Origin of the sequence: Agarivorans sp. Z349TD_8, from assembly GCF_050870825.2 — a bacterium.
Classification (GTDB): Bacteria; Pseudomonadota; Gammaproteobacteria; order Enterobacterales; family Celerinatantimonadaceae; genus Agarivorans.
In genome coordinates this window covers 223,434-241,688 of record NZ_CP194037.2, presented here as the reverse complement: position 1 = coordinate 241,688, position 18,255 = coordinate 223,434, and the positions used below count along the sequence as shown (strand labels likewise).

The 18,255-nt window shown below is 44.3% G+C and carries 11 protein-coding genes; 2 read left to right on the top strand and 9 right to left on the bottom strand.

Annotated elements, in window-relative coordinates:
- Positions 1-523 precede the first annotated feature (523 nt).
- On the bottom strand, positions 524-1,162 hold the full coding sequence (locus ACRRS1_RS01030; RefSeq protein ID WP_432455052.1) for a glutathione S-transferase family protein: 639 nt from the start codon (positions 1,160-1,162) through the stop codon (positions 524-526).
- A 499-nt stretch (positions 1,163-1,661) separates the two neighbouring features.
- On the opposite strand from ACRRS1_RS01030, the gene ACRRS1_RS01025 reads away from it, so the two are divergent.
- Complete coding sequence (locus ACRRS1_RS01025; protein WP_432468570.1) at positions 1,662-3,053, top strand: NAD-dependent succinate-semialdehyde dehydrogenase; 1,392 nt, start codon at positions 1,662-1,664, stop codon at positions 3,051-3,053.
- A gap of 117 nt (positions 3,054-3,170) precedes the next feature.
- On the opposite strand, the gene ACRRS1_RS01020 is transcribed toward ACRRS1_RS01025, so the two are convergent.
- From ACRRS1_RS01020 to ACRRS1_RS00985, 8 genes are all read right to left on the bottom strand, one after another.
- Complete coding sequence (locus ACRRS1_RS01020; protein ID WP_432455054.1) at positions 3,171-3,677, bottom strand: GNAT family N-acetyltransferase; 507 nt, start codon at positions 3,675-3,677, stop codon at positions 3,171-3,173.
- A 94-nt stretch (positions 3,678-3,771) separates the two neighbouring features.
- On the bottom strand, positions 3,772-4,245 hold the full coding sequence (locus ACRRS1_RS01015; protein WP_432460660.1) for a cupin domain-containing protein: 474 nt from the start codon (positions 4,243-4,245) through the stop codon (positions 3,772-3,774).
- Positions 4,246-4,519: 274 nt separating this feature from the next.
- A complete protein-coding gene (locus ACRRS1_RS01010) occupies positions 4,520-4,927 on the bottom strand; it encodes a GtrA family protein (RefSeq protein WP_432455056.1) in 408 nt (135 codons plus the stop codon).
- Positions 4,924-5,658: an SDR family oxidoreductase gene (locus ACRRS1_RS01005; protein ID WP_432455057.1), complete on the bottom strand. Its 735-nt coding sequence runs from the start codon at positions 5,656-5,658 to the stop codon at positions 4,924-4,926. Before ACRRS1_RS01005 ends, ACRRS1_RS01010 begins: the two co-directional genes overlap by 4 nt.
- Positions 5,655-6,959: an FAD-binding protein gene (locus tag ACRRS1_RS01000; RefSeq protein ID WP_432468571.1), complete on the bottom strand. Its 1,305-nt coding sequence runs from the start codon at positions 6,957-6,959 to the stop codon at positions 5,655-5,657. Before ACRRS1_RS01000 ends, ACRRS1_RS01005 begins: the two co-directional genes overlap by 4 nt.
- A gap of 3 nt (positions 6,960-6,962) precedes the next feature.
- Positions 6,963-8,381 (bottom strand): UbiA family prenyltransferase, encoded by a 1,419-nt coding sequence (locus tag ACRRS1_RS00995; RefSeq protein ID WP_432464189.1) that lies wholly within the window; start codon positions 8,379-8,381, stop codon positions 6,963-6,965.
- Between the two features lie 111 nt (positions 8,382-8,492).
- Positions 8,493-12,092, bottom strand: a complete 3,600-nt coding sequence (locus tag ACRRS1_RS00990; protein WP_432468572.1) for an alpha-amylase family glycosyl hydrolase — start codon at positions 12,090-12,092, stop codon at positions 8,493-8,495.
- Positions 12,093-12,157: 65 nt separating this feature from the next.
- Positions 12,158-14,203 carry a hypothetical protein gene (locus ACRRS1_RS00985; RefSeq protein ID WP_432464187.1) on the bottom strand — a complete coding sequence of 682 codons (2,046 nt, stop codon included), beginning with the start codon at positions 14,201-14,203 and terminating at the stop codon, positions 12,158-12,160.
- Positions 14,204-14,646: 443 nt separating this feature from the next.
- Between ACRRS1_RS00985 and ACRRS1_RS00980 the strand changes: the two genes are divergently transcribed.
- Entirely contained in the window at positions 14,647-18,243 is a 3,597-nt protein-coding gene (locus ACRRS1_RS00980) for an alpha-amylase family glycosyl hydrolase (RefSeq protein ID WP_432468573.1), read from the top strand.
- Positions 18,244-18,255: the final 12 nt, after the last annotated feature.

The following is an 18,255-nucleotide window of genomic DNA, read 5'->3' as shown; positions in this document are numbered from 1 at the left end:
AATGAGCTGGGGCAGTCACTCATGCAATAGCATCTTAAGATGGCTGTCTCGATAATTTCCTCTTGACAGAAATGAGCAGGGGCAGTCACTCATGCAATCGTATCTTAAGATGGCTGTCTCGATAATTTCCTCGATAATTTTCTCATTAGCAGGGCAGAGTATTTTCAGCAATGGAGCATCATGTAGAACTGAACCCTGCGCAACATATAAAACCATTTGTTCGTGGTAACAAAATGAGCTTAAGGACACCTTGGCAGCTTTTGAGGCCAGTAATAGACGAAATACCCGAGCAGCTTCCGTAAAAACAAAAGTTCAACAAGAGATGTTGATCTTACACAGACTTCGAGAGTGTCTACTGACAGCCAAAACCGCAGCATCAGATCAAGCCAGAGCTTGCTTGTCGATTTTGGGATTGTGATTATAGTTAGGCATAAAGCCTTTGGAGAGACGATGATTGCGCTCGGCAAGGCCTACCAAGGTCGTGCCGAGGTGAATTCAATCATGGCTCATCTTGAGCCCACCGTTATTCAAAAGGAGTCAAATCAATCCCTTCTAACTGGCAAACCGCTCGAATTGTTGGATGCGCCGACAGACGTTTTAAATAGGCAGCCAAATCTTCAAAATCTAAAGGCGAGATCTTACTCGGTAATGACCATTCGGCCAACATAAACAAGAAGAAATCACATGCACTGATCTGCTCACCCAACAAGTATTGTTTACCCACTAACTGAGCATTAATCACTGCTAACGCTTCCGCGATCCGCTCATCTTGTGCCGCTACAATATTCGGAATGGCGCATGCATCGTCGGTGTGTCGGTGCGGATAGTAACGAACCATCAATTCCGCTTGAAGGGTATTATTTAAATAAGCTAACCACTGAAAAAACAAGGGGCGCAGCCTGCTCCCCAAGTCAGGAATAAGCTGGTGCTCGGGATGCTGTTCGCACAAATGTATGCAAATGGCAGTGCTTTCAAAAATTGCCCTCCCCTCATCAATCAGTGTCGGTATTCGCCCCACTGGATTTAGCTTTAGATACTCTGGCGATTTTTGAAAATTGGATTTCCGGTCAACCAGCAATAATTGATACTTGAGCTGCATATGAAACAACAAAAAATGCGGGGCTAAGCTTGCGTTATTTGGATAGTAGTAAAGTTGATACACGCTGATTTCCTATTCAATTTGTAAGCAATTCATATTGACCGATCCAAGCAAGGATTACACCTAGGCTTGATGACTTATGGCTGCATTTTTCACTAGCGCTGTATTTAAGCAAAGTTGAAAACGCTAGGTGTCGCCGCTGAAATAAATCCAGCGGTTACCCAGAGACCAACCACAAACCCTACCGGAAGGCCCCAGCTTAAATGAGGTCGGGGTCAAAAATGTGGTATCAACGTTGACTCATCAGGAAAAACTATCAATAAGATAGTTTGAAACAATTTCTTCTATCCACTCTTTATCATCATAATTACCTCATCGAAATCGCTTAAGGTTTTGTTTAAAGAAAAGAATTTATCTTATTCCTAAGCCATTTGAGTTGTTGTTTTTCTGCCAAATCGGCTTCATTCAAGCAATGCTAAGCGGCTGCGTCAGTCTATCCATACACGATGACCCGACAGCCATCTCTTCACCACCAAAGTCTATTTTTCTAGAGGTTTTATTTATGAGTTACGCAAGCGTGAATCCTTATACTGGCGACCTAATCAAAACATTTGCTGACGCGACCGACGACGAAGTCGAGCTGGCGCTAAACAATGCCAACCAAGCTTTTTTAAAGTGGCGTGAAACATCGTTTGCTCAGCGCGCAGAAATTTTACAACGCGCGGCCGATATACTAAGAGAGAACAAAACTAAATATGCCAAGATCCTAACCTTGGAAATGGGCAAACTGTTGCTTGAAGCTGAAGCCGAAGTCGAGCTATCCGCTCAGATCATGGAATACTATGTTAAACACTCAGAAACACTGCTCGCCCCAGAAACATTGCCAGTAGCAGACTCCAGTGAAGGTAAAGCAACCTTACACCATGAACCACTCGGCGTACTGCTAGCGATCGAACCCTGGAATTTTCCTTTCTATCAAATTGCCCGCATTTTGGCGCCACAACTATCTGCTGGCAATACTTTACTACTCAAACATGCTTCTAATGTTCCTCAAGCCGCAGCTGCATTTGCTAAATTGATGTCTGAAGCGGGTTTACCCAATGGCGCATTCCAACAGCTATATGCCACTCGCTCTCAAGTTGAAAAAATCATTAGCAGTCCACTTGTTCGCGGCGTAGCCTTGACGGGCTCAGAAGGTGCTGGGGCAGTTGTGGCCGCTCAAGCAGGTAAAGCAATGAAGAAATCAACCCTTGAACTTGGCGGCGCCGATGCTTTTGTGGTACTGCAAGATGCAGAACTCGAAAAAACCGTGAAATGGGCTGTATTTGGCCGTCACTGGAACGGTGGTCAAGTCTGCGTATCCTCTAAACGCATGATTATTGTCAAATCTGTCTATGATGAATTTCTAAGCCTGTATAGCCAAGGGGTTGCCGCATTAAAGGCTGGCGATCCGATGGATGTGGAAACAACATTAGCGCCTTTATCATCGCAAGCCGCCGCAGATGAAGTGAAACAGAAGATCCGAGAAGCGGTGGCTTATGGTGCTACGGCAACTGAAGTCGGCCCTAAAGTCCCAGAGCAGGGAGCTTTTGTACAGCCAACTATTTTAACCAACCTTACGGCCGATAATCCGGCTTACTATTGGGAATTTTTTGGACCAGTATCAATGATTTTACCCGCTGAAGATGAAGATGATGCGGTAAATATTGCCAACGATTCGCCATTTGGTTTAGGTGGCTCAGTATTCACTGCGGATGAAAAACGTGGCGAACAAATTGCCCACCGCATTTCTACTGGAATGGTTTTCGTGAACCATCCAACCATGGTAAAAGCAGATCTCCCCTTCGGAGGAATACGCAACTCCGGTTATGGTCGCGAACTGATTGGTTTAGGGATCAAGGAGTTCGTCAACCATAAACTGGTGAATGTGGTTGATATCGACGCCCCTTTCTAGGATGAGCAGGAATTAAAAAACTGGGTGGTTACCGCCCAGTTTTATTTACAATGAATAAAGTCCACTGACTTTATAAAATTAAATGCTCGCTATCACCCATAACAGGCTGATGAATGCTTAAGCGGGATGATTAGAAAACACCTTTTCTAGCCACATCGCGCTGAGATACTGGCCATTTTTCTTCGCATACTGATCAAACACTCCCACTTGGCTAAATCCAAATTGTTGATGCAATCCAATCGATGCTGCATTTGGTAACGCGATACCAGAAAGCGCTCGATGAACATTCTGAGTAGCCAGTTCGCTAAAAAGACGCTGGTACAATAATGATCCCACGCGTTGCCCTTTTGCCCGTTCAAGTAAATAAATGGTCACCTCGACAGTATCGTCAAATGCTTCAATCGCCCGGTATTGTTGAGAACAAGCAAAACCCAAAATGTCATTCTCATGGCAGGCAACATAAAGCTGATATTTTGAGTCGGCCCGAAATTGCTCAAACCATTGCTGGCGATCCTCCAGCGTGAATATGCGCTCTTCAAAACGAGCGTAACTGTTCAATATATAAAAGTTAAATATATCGGTAATTGCAGCGATATCTGACTGCCGTCCAAACCTAATTTCCACGCACAATCCTTCTCTATAGCCAAGCTAAACAGACGCCAGCATCTTACAATGCGACAACTTAACTAGCGACTGTTTTGATGAACACATGAGCGGGCTAATAGGCTGAGCCGTCTTTATGTAATACCGACCAGGAACCATCCTTTTCATGAATCAAAGCGAGGTCATCATCAGGATATGCAACGGCATCGTCCAGCGTTCGATCCCCCACTTCTAGATAACTCACCTCAAACGCAGTCCGATTGATGAGTTGGTGGGCGATGCCTGTATTCGCCTTAAAACCCATACAGTCTCCGGCAGACATGAGAATTTCTTTTTCACCGTAAATCAAGGTTGGTGTTCCGCAAACAATGTATATAAATTCATCCTGTTTAGAATGATGATGCTTGAGTGCAGAGATCGAATGAGGTGCTAAAGTCGTCAGATTTACACCAAAATTCATCAATCCAAAGTAGTCACCTAACTTTCTTTTACGCCGGCTCTTAACCATCGACGCAAATGGCTCAGGATAGAGTGCTTTTGCGCTATTTTCTGGTATTAATTCGACATTGATCGGCTGAATATCCATCATTTAGTTACTCCATTTGCTGCTCGAATCCAGCCAAAAGTGTACTTGCAATAGCAGCCAAGTGCACTGAATTCGGCCTAAAATGAATGAACGCCCCACTCATCCGATTAGCCAACACAGCTAAAAACGCGTATACCCACGGCCAGTCACGCAAATTTCAAAATCCATTGGTCCGTCAATAGTACCCGCCCAGAGAGCTGGCTTTTCATTCCACTCAAAATAGAAAGGCCTAACTCATTGTCAGGCCCCCAAGCAGTCGTCAAGTCGTACCCTATGACTAATTTGCAGTAACAAACACATAGCGTTTATCTAAGTAAAACTTTAGTAGGTAGCCCATCGCCAAGCCAACGATACCTCCCACATACTTGGCCCCCTCTAGATCGACGAAACACAATGCAAAAAGCAATTCGGTCCCCCAAAATAGTACGGTGGTGATAACTCCCATAAAACTATATAAGATGAACTTTTGTATATCATCACCACGACTTTCGGTTTGAAAATAAAAAATGTAAGACTTATCTAACCAATATTTAAGCAATAACCCAACAAAAGTTCCCGTAAACAACGAAATATAAAACTGCCCCGGCCCTTTATAAATCTGATCACTCAACCACTGAGTGGTCAAATTCCCCCAAGTCGCGGCGATGGCGAATAAAATATACAGAACGATTAAACGAGAACTCAAAGCGACATCCTCTTAAATAGTATTTCTGGGATGAGCCGAATAATACTCATAATAAAGAACCAGAATCCAGGTAAGTAAGCCACGGAACGTCGCCGAGTAACCGCTTTTTTAATCCCTAGCCCAACTTGATCTGCCGATGCCCATAACAACCCCTTTTTAAAGTCTGCCGTCATGGGCGTATCAACGAAGCCAGGCTTAATGGTTAACACATCAACATTGTTGCGGTATAGCCGATTACGCAAGCCCTGTACAAAAATACTCAAAGCGCCTTTCGCCGCACCATACACATAATTGGATTGACGTCCCCGATCGCCAGCAACCGAGCTAATCACGGCAATGGTGCCGGCTTGCCAAGTCACAAAGCGGTTCGCAAGTTCAGTGAGTAGCGCGGCGGTACTCGTGAAGTTTGTTTCAATGGCGGCAAGAGTTGCATCCACCGACTGGCTGCAGTCTTGTTGATTTGGGAGCGTACCATGTGCAATCAGAGCCAGATCGAAACGTTGTAACTGAACTTGAGCATCATCAAGCGCTTTGATTTGAAATGCTAAATTATTGAGATCGCCACAACAGCTATGCACTCGCGATGCGCCCAATACTTCTGCGTTAGCACACACCGTTGATAACTTTTCTGCATCTCGAGCAATCAAGTAAATTTCGGCCTTTTCGACAGCGTACAAACGAATGACCGATTGAGCAATTGCCGAGGTTGCGCCAATGACTAATATTTTCATAATTCTGTTACCCGTCTCCAAAAACTGGAGCTATGTCTAGGATCCCTCAAGGCTTCCAGTTGACGCCACTGTGGATAATAATGTTGGAAATGCTCCGCTGACATGCGTGCATCTTTCGCTGGATACACCCGTCCACCATGATTGAAGGTGATATCGTCGAGCTTTTGCATTAATTGACGCGTTTTATCGCCTTGATTAGGAAAGTCTAAGGCTAGGGTGACTCCTTCTTGAGGGAACGACAGCAATCCTGGGGAGACGACGGCACCAAACATTTTTAATACCGCCAAAAATGAGCCTAAGCCAGAAGCAGAGATTTCCGTTAGGATCGCTTTCATCCCTGCTTTCGCATCAGCCAGAGGGATCACACACTGATATTGGTAAAATCCCTTAGGTCCGTAGATCCGATTCCATTCACCCACAGCATCCAGAGGATAGAAAAACGGTTGATAATGAGTACGTTGTTGGTGAACCTTCTCCATCTGCTTATGGTAATAAGCAAAATTGAAGGCCTTCAGACTGAGTTTATTGATCAGTGAAATTGGCGGGGTCAACGGCACCGATAAGGAAAGACGAGGCGCTGACTTGACCCCTTGCGAGGCATGATTACCACGCATGAAAATACCTCGGCCAAGTGATGCGCCACTGGCCAAACAATCTATCCAAGCCACGGTGTAGTCATACTGTTGATCAGAGTCTTCGGCCAAAGAGAAAAACTCATCAAGATTACGGCATTTCACGTTCTCTGAATCAATCATATTCGAGCCGATCGCTTTAAGCCGAAACTCCACCCAAGTAATCACTCCAGTGAGACCTAGACCACCAATCGTGGCACGAAACAATTCGCTATTTTGTTGCAGTGAACAAAGCAAACGTTCACCGTTAGAACGCAGTAGTTCAAAACATTCAACATGTACCCCAAAGGTACCATCAACATGGTGATTTTTGCCGTGCACATCATTCGCAATCGCCCCGCCAACCGTGACAAATTGGGTACCGGGCGTCACCGGTAAAAACCAACCATGAGGAACAATACATGCTAAAACTTCACTCAGCAAAACCCCCGCTTCGCAAGTTAAACGCCCTTGCACTCGGTCAAATGACAGTAAACGTTTCAGCGGTCGAATGTTTAACAGACTTCCAGTGTGATTCAAACAACTGTCACCGTAACTACGGCCATTGCCATAGGGTAAAATATTGGTCTGCGCATCAACTTCCGGATATGGATTGTGATGACGCCAAAGAAAGGGAGACACATTCTGCTCAGCGTATGGCACCTGCCCCCAAGACTGAAATTCACTCATAATTTAAATCGCCATTAATATAATTGAAACTATACCCGAGCCTAAAACCAGGCTAGTTGGATCTTTGAGCGCAAACATAATCGGATCATCATGCATGTTGCCTCGGTGGGCGATCACCCATACTCGACTAATCCAATACAGCAGTACCGGACAAACCAGCCAAATTAATTGCGGATGAGTATAAAGAGCAGTAATTGTGGGGCTGTTAATATATAGCGCTAATACCAGCACCGATAAATAACCGCTCGCCGACCCTAAGGAAGCAATCAGCGTAATGTCGTCGGTTTCATAGCCTCTTCCGCGCAACTCCTGCTTCTGGGTTCGTTTCGCAACCATGAGTTCGGTATAGCGTTTCGCAATCGCCAAACTTAAAAAGAAAAAGACCGAAAACGACAACAGCCAGAAAGACAACGCAATGCCAACTGCAAAACCGCCCGCGATAATCCGAAAGGTGTACAGCATGGCCAGTGCCAGCACATCCAGCAGCACCACCCGTTTCAAGTAAAAGCTATATAACATTGTCAGCAGATAATAACCCGCTAAGACCTTGCCAAACATCGGCGGGAGCCAGCTCACAATAACCGCTGTAACCATTAACAGCAGCGGGATCATAAGCAAACCCAAAGGGATCGGCGTTTGCCCTGCGGCAAAAGGGCGTCGGCGTTTACTATGATGATGGCGGTCGTCGGTCAAATCGAGTAAATCGTTGAGTAAATATACGCTAGACGCACATAAACCACAGGCAACAAAAGCCGCTAAGGCTTTCAACCAAATATTTGGATCGGCAAACTGATGAGCAAAAAATAAAGGAACCATAACCAAACTGTTCTTTGCCCATTGATGCAAACGCATCGCTCGAATAGCACCACGCCAAACCCCTCGTTCTGGCAGAAAAACCCGCTCGATAGGGGCTAAAACACCAGCTTTTTTAAGCACCCCTTGCTTCGCGTTCACCACTAATGCACGACGCGCAGATCCCCATATCGACAAATCACTCTCGGAATTTCCGGCGTAATCATAACGCCCTGCACCATAAAGTTTATCGAGCAATACACGTTTGTTATTACCCACTAAATTTAGATGCAAGCTACTGCCAAAGGTGCTATCAAAACACCCTAAATGCTCTGAGACCTGAGTGGCTAAACCAAAATCCGACCCCGTTGCTAGGATCAATTTGCGCCCTAAGTTTTGTTGTTCCTTGAGATAATCTAACAATTCTAGGTGGTAGGGCATCACGGTCACATCCAACTCAACCCAGTTAGCCAACTGATGTTTAAAATAGGCCTTCCCCCGAATTACCCACCAAAATAAACGTAAAACTTGCAGTGGATGGCGGCGTAAAAATGCCATCAAAGATTCAAATAACAAATCAGTTTTTAACAGCGTTCCATCGAGATCGACCACCAAAGGACAAACACTCATCGTTGGATTTCCTTGTTGCTTATACCGCGATTCATTCTCAACATTTCCTTATTTCTTGTATGCTTACCGATGTTTAAAAGACACCGGTAAGCAAATTAGAACTATCGAGGCTTAACTTTCTTCGCTCGCGTCCAAGGCCGCGAGAGCTTCTTGCTCGCTGGCGAATGTCGTCCCGAGCGATTCGATATACCAAGTCTCAAAGCCTGCTTGTTGTGGTTCTAAATCCACGAATTCAGTTTCCCAGCGTTGTTCTGTTGGCAGGTAATAATGAATAATCACTTGATGAAGTTCTTCTAAGGTGAGTAAAGGCTTACTCTTATTCGCAGCAAACAAAGTAAACTGGTACACCCCGTCATCCACCAGCGTCATACTTAAGTTACCGCTGTCTGCCGCCGTATCCAGCTCAATCTCTTGAGCGATGGCGACTGAAGCATCGCCGCCAATATTGCTGCTTGGGCCCCAACTTTCATCAGCCAACTTAAACTGATAAGTCCCTTTGCTGAGATATACGACCAACGAATATCGTTTGGCCCCGCTGTACCCCATCGGTAAAGAAGTGCTCCAGCCATTCATCGAACCCCGTAAATATAGGGTTTTGGCATAAGGGCCGAGATCAACCTTGCCGTGAGTATCTTCATAAACCAGTAAGCTAGGATGCTCGAGATCCTTAGCATCTAAACTAAAGATGTAGCTGCCTGGATGTTCCACCGCAATAGTTAAGTCATCCGACTCGCCAGTACTGACAGCGACTTTCTGATCAACTTTAATATTTTTATTGTCTGATACGGCTATGCCATCCATTTTTAGTGCATAGGTCCCCGCTTGCTCAATACGAACTTTCAACTGATATTTATTTTTATCAAGATAAGCAAAACGTAAATCGCCTTTAATTTTCCAATGTTTCGGTAGGTATTCTAAGGCCACAGGTTTCGCCAAAGGCCCAGGTACTGGCTGCAAATGATGAAAGCGATACACCTGCCCTTGCTCATCAGACATGGTGAACAAACGAAACTCAAAGAGCTCATCACGAACAAAGATGTCGTTAAGATTTGCCGGGTTATCACTCTGCACTAAACCAAGTTTTCCATACGCCCCTCCCAAATTGAACGCCGTCCAATTAGCGTCAGAAAACTTGAATTCACTGCCTCCCATTTTAACCAGTCTAGTGGCTGCATAGGAGCCGTCAGCTTGCTTAAGCATTTGGTCAACGGCCGCCCATCCGTTCATCGAACCTCGCAAGAAAAAAGGTTGTTCAAGCGGGTCGACCATATGTGTCAAGGTCGGGGGTAAGGCTTGATCAACCGCATGCTCTTGCTTAGTCAACTGTTGCAGATTATTCACAAAAATATCGGATTTAAGACCGCCATCTTTGAGTTGGTGGCTTCCTTGTACTAAATGAGAGCGCTCAACCAAAAACGGTCGGTCAAACTGATAGCGCCCGGTTTTAACATCGAAAGACTCAAACACCACAAATTGTGCCGCATCATTATCGCCCCACGGTAGTTGGATCTGGTTCTGTTCCACCGCAAGTGGTCCGCGAAATGCCCCTTGGTCGCTAATCGCAAATGCCTGAGTACGACGATTGCCATTTTGGTAGTGCAAGGAGATTTCGTCAGGGATCCGTCGATCAACCACTAAATCAATCGACTGACTGAGTTGCAGACCCTGGGTATTCACCAAAGTAGCTGTCAACTCGACTTGAGTCCCATCGTCAATGCCAATAGGCGTCCAAAAAATCCTGTAAGGTGCTGACCAATCAGCTCCTAATTGAATTTCTTCTGTGCTCCCTTTTTCGTGATATGAAAACTCAATTTTAGCCAAATCAACTGCCGCTGGTTTCAATCCGTCAACCGTCACCTCTATACGACTGCGGGCACTAATCACATCCCCTCTATTGACCCCAGTAAATGAGAGTGCCGCCTCTGATAAATCCACCGCTTCGAGAGCAGTCTGCGACTTCCAGATAGCAAAACTAAGTGGAGCCAAACTTACTTCAACTTGATTATTTTGTTGCCGCGTTAGCTCTGCGGGATCCTCTTGATAGACTAACCGATAGGTTTGGCCCGTCGCATCCAAGCTCACTTGCTTAGCTTGATTGGCGGTATTAAAGACCACTAAATAATCCAAGCCTTCTTCAGGGATCACCCGTGAAAAGGCATATATGCCAGCACTTTCATCGTTATCGTCATAATAGCGCTCGAACTGCTTGCCTCGGCGTAACGCGGTCTCTGACTTAAATACATCAATGTATTTTTTCAGACTTAAGTACAAAGGATGCTGTAGGTCGAAATTGGCTTCTGCAGTCGTGGCATCTGTGGCCAACAGATCGTTGTCATTAAAAGACTCGGTTTGACTGGCCAACATATCTTCGCGCGCATCCCGATCCTCTCCGTCACCGACAAAACCTTGTTCATCTCCGTAATAAATCACAGGAACACCACGCGCGAAAAACATGAAAGCATGGGCCAACTTAAAACGTTTAATCAATTCGGCTTCAGAAGCTTCAGGTAAGTCCTTACGCAGGAAATAAGCAAACCGGCCCATATCATGGTTACCGACAAAATTGACTAGGGTGCCCGCATTCGATTTAGCACCAATATAATAATCGTCAGAAGAAAATAGATAATGCATCGCTTCGTTCGCTTGACCATTCGAAATAACGGAACGAACCACACCTTGAAAACTAAAATCGAATACCGAAGGCAAATTACCGACGGTCATGTACTCGCTGCGATTTTCGACGCTGTAATCGTAAACTTCCCCGAACATAAAAAAGTTTGGCTTTCCCTTTTGCTTCGCGTAATCCAAAATTTGCGGCGCCCACTCACGCCAAAAGCCAATATTGACATTGCGCACCGTATCGATACGAAAGCCATCGATCCCAGCATCAATCCAGTGCTTAAATATTTCCACCATGCCTTTGACGACCCGCGGGTCTTCGGTATTAAGGTCATCCATCCCTTCAAAATCACCATTCAAGGCATCTTCACCGGCAAAAGTCGTATCACCTTGATTGTGATAAACACTGATATCGTTCAACCAATTGGGTTTTTTAATATTGGCAAAAGCTTCTGGCACAAAAGGGGTATAGGGTGATGTTTGACTTTCTTCGAGAGAGCGATAAGGACAAACCGTTTGCTTCGTCAAGAATTGACCTTGAGCATTATGACACTCTCGAAACTTGATGATGTCAGCGGTGTGATTGGTAATAACATCAAATAGTACTTTGATCCCTCGGCGATGCGCTTCATCAACAAAGTGCTGAAGATCTTGATTGCTCCCAAAGTGTGGATCGATCTGAGTAAAGTCAATGGTCCAATAACCATGATAAGCGGCAGACTCTGTGCCATCGGGCCCCACCTGTAAAGGCAGATTTTTAAGCACTGGCGACATCCAGATCGCGGTAATGCCTAACTGTTGAATATAATCGAGTTTTTGTTGTAAGCCCTTTAGATCTCCACCATGGTAATAACCGGTGTCGGACGGATTAAAGCTATGCTGGTAAATCGTCCCCTCGAGACCTCCGAGATCATTATCTTGGTCGCCGTTATAAAATCGATCGGGAAGTACAAAGTAGACCACTTCATCTTCCATTTTTCGTTCATTCATATTTCGCGGATCATAAACGTCCGCATTGGCGCGACATAACACCAACAGCGTGAATAACATCAAACCGTTCAGGCATAACCTTCGCCGAGCATCAATTTGCATAAATGTTGTCCTTATTAACTAAACGTATTCCATTCGGCCGGACACTACCGGCCTCGCTTAGCTTGTTAAGCTCTTGAGTGAAGACGCAAAAACTCCAGCGCCTCTTTCTCACTAAAAAAAGTTTGCTGAAAAGGAGCCAAGTACCACACCTGCATCCCCGTGGTCTCTCGATCCAAGGGGACCAATTCTCGCTCCCAGTGATCAACTTCGAAATAGTTCAAAATAAGGTGATGACTGGGTTCAAGTGACAAGGTAAACGCAGCATCATCAGCTACCTCAAGTAACAGCGTGTAAACCCCAGCAACTGGGATGTCAAAACTCAATTTTTTACCCTGTTGACGCAATTGGCTGGATGCCAAACGGATGTCTGAGGTTTGTATATCTTTAAACTGAAAGTCGTAATGTCCTGGGGTTAATGACAACACCATTGCGTAGCAATTATCCCCCTGATAATCCATCCGCGAAGCTTGATTCCAGTCATGCAGACCGGATAATAACAACGGTTTTTTCAAGGGCCCCAATGCAGGTTTGGTAGCGCGGCTATAAAAAATAAAATGTTGCGGAACTGAAACACTAAGAGGCTCGTAAAGGTGATATTGCGCAAAGGTCTCACGTAATTGATAACGACTCTTCAAGGCATTGAGTATGTCTGAACTAAACCTCGCTTTGGCGTAAGCTGGCACGTTATCGAGGTCAAACAATAAAACCGCCCCCGCATAACGACGATCGAGTAACGATTCGACAACTGGCGAAGGATCCCATAGGCCTTGCCCTGCTAATTGCGTCATAATAAACGGTTGAAAACTTAAGGGCTGGCCTGCAACCGAGAGCAAGGTCATGTCCTCAGATATCACCTCTCCAGTGCGACTACGAAGCCAATCAACGACTCGATCTAACTGCTGTTGATGCGCCACTTCATTTCGAATATTTCGCTCCCCCATTGCCACTTTAAGACTTCTATAACTTGCTTTGAATTGACCGTGATATTTCAAACTATGAAAAGTTGTGACCGCGACAGCGAACATCAGCATCACGACTAAACCAGCCTTAGAGGCAATAAGCTGCGATTGGCGAATGATAATCAGCAGAACCAGTCCAAAGGCAATGCAAGCAAGCGCAAGAAACTCAATGTAATAGTTAAAATTAGAACCCACTTTACCAATTGAAAGCGCGGTTAAAAATGCAATCCCAAGGTAGATGATTATCAGTAAAATACGCGGGTCGAGCTGACTTCTCAGTGCTCGATATAACCAAAATGTTAACAACAACAAACTCGCGACTAAATATAGCCAATTGTCTCGAACCATTAGCCCGAGATACTTAGCGACATCCGACCAATAAAAATTATTTTTGTTCGCAATCACTAAATTTTGCCATGCTCCCCCCTCGCTGTTCCATACCAGGAGAGCCAAACCACTCGCGCCTAAAATTCCTATAGCGATGCTAAAACGGAATCCGTCTTGGCGCGATTTCAACAGAAGGTAAAGAGCAACAGCCATCGGTGCGGCTAAAGTCGATTGCTTAGTAAATGCAGCCAAACAAAACCACAAGATAGCCACCCAAAGCCCATCTTGTTTTGGATAACGCCAGATAAACCAAGCCAATCCACAGAGCGTTAATAGCAACGCGAGCATGTCTACCCGCATCAGCGCGGCCCACATATACACGTAGTCCAATCCTAGAAATGCAGCCCCACTCAGCATCGCGACAAATAGCCGTGTTTTTTTAGAAATATCTAGATTATTCGACAAACTGAATACACAACAGGCGATGACCGCCGCAGCACCCCAGGTACTCATAAATGACACCAGCCGTCCCGCTTGTAAAAACGACCCAACGAACGGAGTGAGCGCAAGAGAAAAGTAATGAAAAACAGGAGGGTAGTTGGCCACCGTATAGGGAGCTTGCGAAAAGTCATGATAAATATTAAGCCCCTGCCCCAGTAAAATAGTCTGAGACAAAATTGGCCCTTCCCCATAATCAAGCTCATAGGGGTAGGCAAGCGCTAACATCCCATCTTTCAACAAAATATAAGCATCAAAAAGTAAACTTCCAGATAGCAATGCTAAAAAAAAAGCACCGGCCCAAAACCGTAATCTAAAGCCGCGCATATAACCGAACCTTTTCGAATTTAAGATAAGCATTCATAAACCATTCGAGAATGGCATCCATAAATAAAAACTAACTAAACACAGACAAATAAATCAACGCAGGTTGCAAATAACAATAAAAACAATAGCAAAATAACAAACTTATTACAGATGAAATTAATAAATACACAAGAATAAAAAATAAAATAGCGTTGAAAACGCTTTATCAAAGTACAAAATAAACATGAAAACGATTTCCTGACTTTATTATTAATAATGACGTAGACACTAAATCAAAGTTAACTTAGAATCCGTCACCAGTAACATAAACCAAATAAATACATTAGTGATACTCATATAATATGAATATCACTAAGAAAGAATCACACCTCTAGTTATATATTTATATATTAAATACTGGTGAAAATGGATTTGAGATCGACGACAGGGATAGATAAGAAACAATGAAAATAGGATATTTTGCAAGCATAGCGCTGCTAATTTTTATGAGCCCATTATCTATTGCAAACAATAATATCTATAAAGATATTTCGGACCCCAATAGATCGCCTGAAGATGAGTTTATCTACTTTGTTCTACTAGACCGCTTTGCAAATGGAAATCCAGATAACGATAACGCTTATATTAAAGGTTCTCGCAGCGAACATGGTTTTGATCCAAGCAACGAAGACTACTACCATGGCGGTGACCTCCAAGGACTGAGTGAGCATTTAGATTATCTAGAAAATTTAGGCGTTACTGCGCTGTGGTTGAGTCCTGTGTTCAAAAACCACACTATCAGAGTTAACTCAGACTTAGTTGAATCAGCCTCCTATCACGGCTATTGGGTCGAAGACTATCTCAATGTAGACCCTCATTTAGGTACGAATGCCGAGCTCAAATCACTGATTGAAAATGCTCACGCAAGAGGGATTAAAATATATCTAGACCTGGTACTCAACCATACGTTTGATGCCATCAAGTTTCGAGAATGTCATGATGAACAAGGAGCATTTGCAAATCCGCCTTTTGTAATAAACCATGGCAATACACAAGTAAATTATTACGACTGCACATATCGCGGGCCAGATTCCGCCCACCCTTATACCCCCTTTCTACCTGAGCCATACAAATCTATCAAACACCCAGCCTGGCTAAACGATATCAGTAATTACCACAACTATGGTGATACTAATCACGCTGGTGAAAGCGCTCTGCTTGGGGATTTCAATGGTGGCGATGACTTAAATACCAGCAAACCAGAAGTGATCAACGGACTGATTGATATCACAAAGTTTTGGATGAAGAACTTCAATATCGATGGATTTCGAGTCGATACGGTTAAAAATATCGAAATCGAATTTTGGCAAACCTGGAATAATGAGATCCAGTCATACGCCAAACAACTGGGTAAACCCAACTTTTTTATTTTTGGCGAAGCTTTTGATTACAGTGCAGCGGGTCGTAGCAAGTATTTAAAAGCCGGGCATTTCCCCTCTTTACTCGATTTTGGTATCCAAGGTACCATTCGCAGTGTGTTTTCAAAGCATGAATCGCCGGAACAACTTGACTCACTATTTTTGAATGATGACTTCTATATCACGCCAAATACCCAAACCAATACCTTGGCGAATTTCATTGGAAACCACGACATTGGCCGATTTGCATATTTTGTTGGCTTAGAAAACAAGGGCATCTCAGCGCAAGAGCAACTCAAGCGAGTAGAAGTCGCCAATGCCTTTATGTTTTTTGCTCGAGGGATACCAACCCTATATTACGGCGATGAACAGGGTTTTGTTGGCACAGGGCCTGATAAAGAGTCACGTGTCGATATGTTCAAAACCAAGACTCAAAGCTATGCCACAACCCCACTACTTGGCACCAACAAGACCGCCGCAGACTCAAACTTTGATTATAACCATCCGCTATTTAAAAGTATTCGAGCGTACGCCCAGTTATATAAAAATGAACCCGCGCTACGACGTGGAGCAATGTATCCCTTGTATCACGATAGTGATGGTCCCGGTATTTACGCCTTCTCTCGAGTGTTAAAACAAGAGAGTATCGATTATCTCATCGTATTTAATTCCGCCACAACAGAGAAACAAGTCTCACTGCCAGTAAGCCGTCCCAGTTACCAATTACTACTGACAAATAGCAAGCTGAATGAAGCCATGAAGCCAGACCAGAACGAGAAACTGAACTTACATCTACCAGGGCTCAGCTTCGCCGTATATAAGGCCGAGCAAACCGTCCCTTCGGCCCCCAACACCGCAACAGTAAAGTTTGACACCCCTATTAAAACTGAAGTTCTCAGTGGTCAAGTTCAGCTCAAAGTCAGCCTGGATGGCCTCACCACCCCCCTACAAAGCAGTGCCGTTCGTTTTTATGTAAATACCGGTGATGGGTTTCATTTTATCGGCACTGATACCGCACCACCTTATCGCTTGTTCTGGGATGCATCGCATACCAACAACGGTGCTCAAGTCACATTCAAAGCGATCGCCGAACTCAACAACCGAGAAATAGAAGTGAGCACATCCAATCTGGTTGATAGTCGCTTACCTTCTCCAATTACTCTGTACTACCAAAACGGCAATGCACGTGACTCACTGTTTATCATTGATGATCATGGACAACTCGCGACCGAAAAGGCTAATGCAAAGCAGGGGGCCCACTACGTTTGGCATGACAACGTCAAAACTATCGGCTTGTTCCCTGCCACTCGCAACCATCATCAATTCAGGTTCGATCGGCCAATCTTTATTAATCGTTCACAATTACTTCAGTATTCGACAGAGGATCCTGACGGCAGTCTTAAGGCGACGCTCTTCATCGACAATAATGGCGACATTTCTCAGCACAAACAAACGAGCAACAATAAGCCGCAAAGCCTCAAGTTTTCAGCGGATCCTACAAGCCAGTTTACTGACTTAACTTTCTTCCTAAGGGGGTCCATGAACGGATGGGGTTTAGCCGATGAAATGATAAACCAAGGCAATGGACAGTATTCGGTGAGCAAAATGCTTGATAAAGGAACCATAGAATTCAAATTTGCCGACCAGAGTTGGACCAAAATGAACGTAGGACTTCCTTTCGCAGAACAAGGTTTATCGAATTCAGAAGTATCGGAGAATATATTTAGTTCAATAGATAAGCGCCAGTTATATAACTTTTACTACTTTGCCTATGATGACATTAAGTTCCATTTACTACTGCCTGATCCAGGACCATTCGGGCAGACAATTCAGCTATACAGTGATCTTTGGCATGATCAAGGCGCCAAGAGTCTTCGCTATATGGGGGACAACTTCTACCAATTAAACTTCTCCACATTAAAACCAGGCTTGTATCAGATGGGCGAACATTCAAATCCATTATCCTCCGAGCACTCGAGCACAATCCAACTGAAGCCAAATGTTCGAACGCCAATTAATAATTTCCAGTCTTTAGTACTGGATATTCCGGCCGCAGCCAATTACAGCATCCGATTTAACTACCAAAATGGTGGTCCTGCGATTGCCGTGATGACACAACAAAATAAAAGTATTGATTATGGTCCCCTTAACAAAAACGTTTTTGTTCGCGGCAGCATGAATGCTTGGGAGACAACCATTCCCTTAAATTACGGAGGAGACCTTATTTACCGTGGTCTGTTATTCCTAAAACAGGGAAATTACGAGTTTAAAGTTTCCGACAACAATTGGAGCGCAGCGGTCAACATTGGAACTCAGCCTACCGGAAATCATACGCTGCAACTCGCTCAGGAAAAAACCTTATACAATGGTTCTGATAGCGAGAATATTAAAACCCAAATTAAGCAAACCGGTACCTACAACTTTACCCTCAATGCATCAAACCCCAGCCTCCCGACCTTAGTCATCGAAGAATCGAATAAATTCATCGTTCATTACTATTTGCCAAATAAGCAGCAATGGGACATTCAAATATTGGATTCCGGCGACAATACACAAGGCTCGGAAATCTGGTATATCGACCAATTACAGCAATACTTTGAAACCCAAGAAGAAGCAATGACCGCCTTAAACCATATTCACTAATGGAGTCTATCA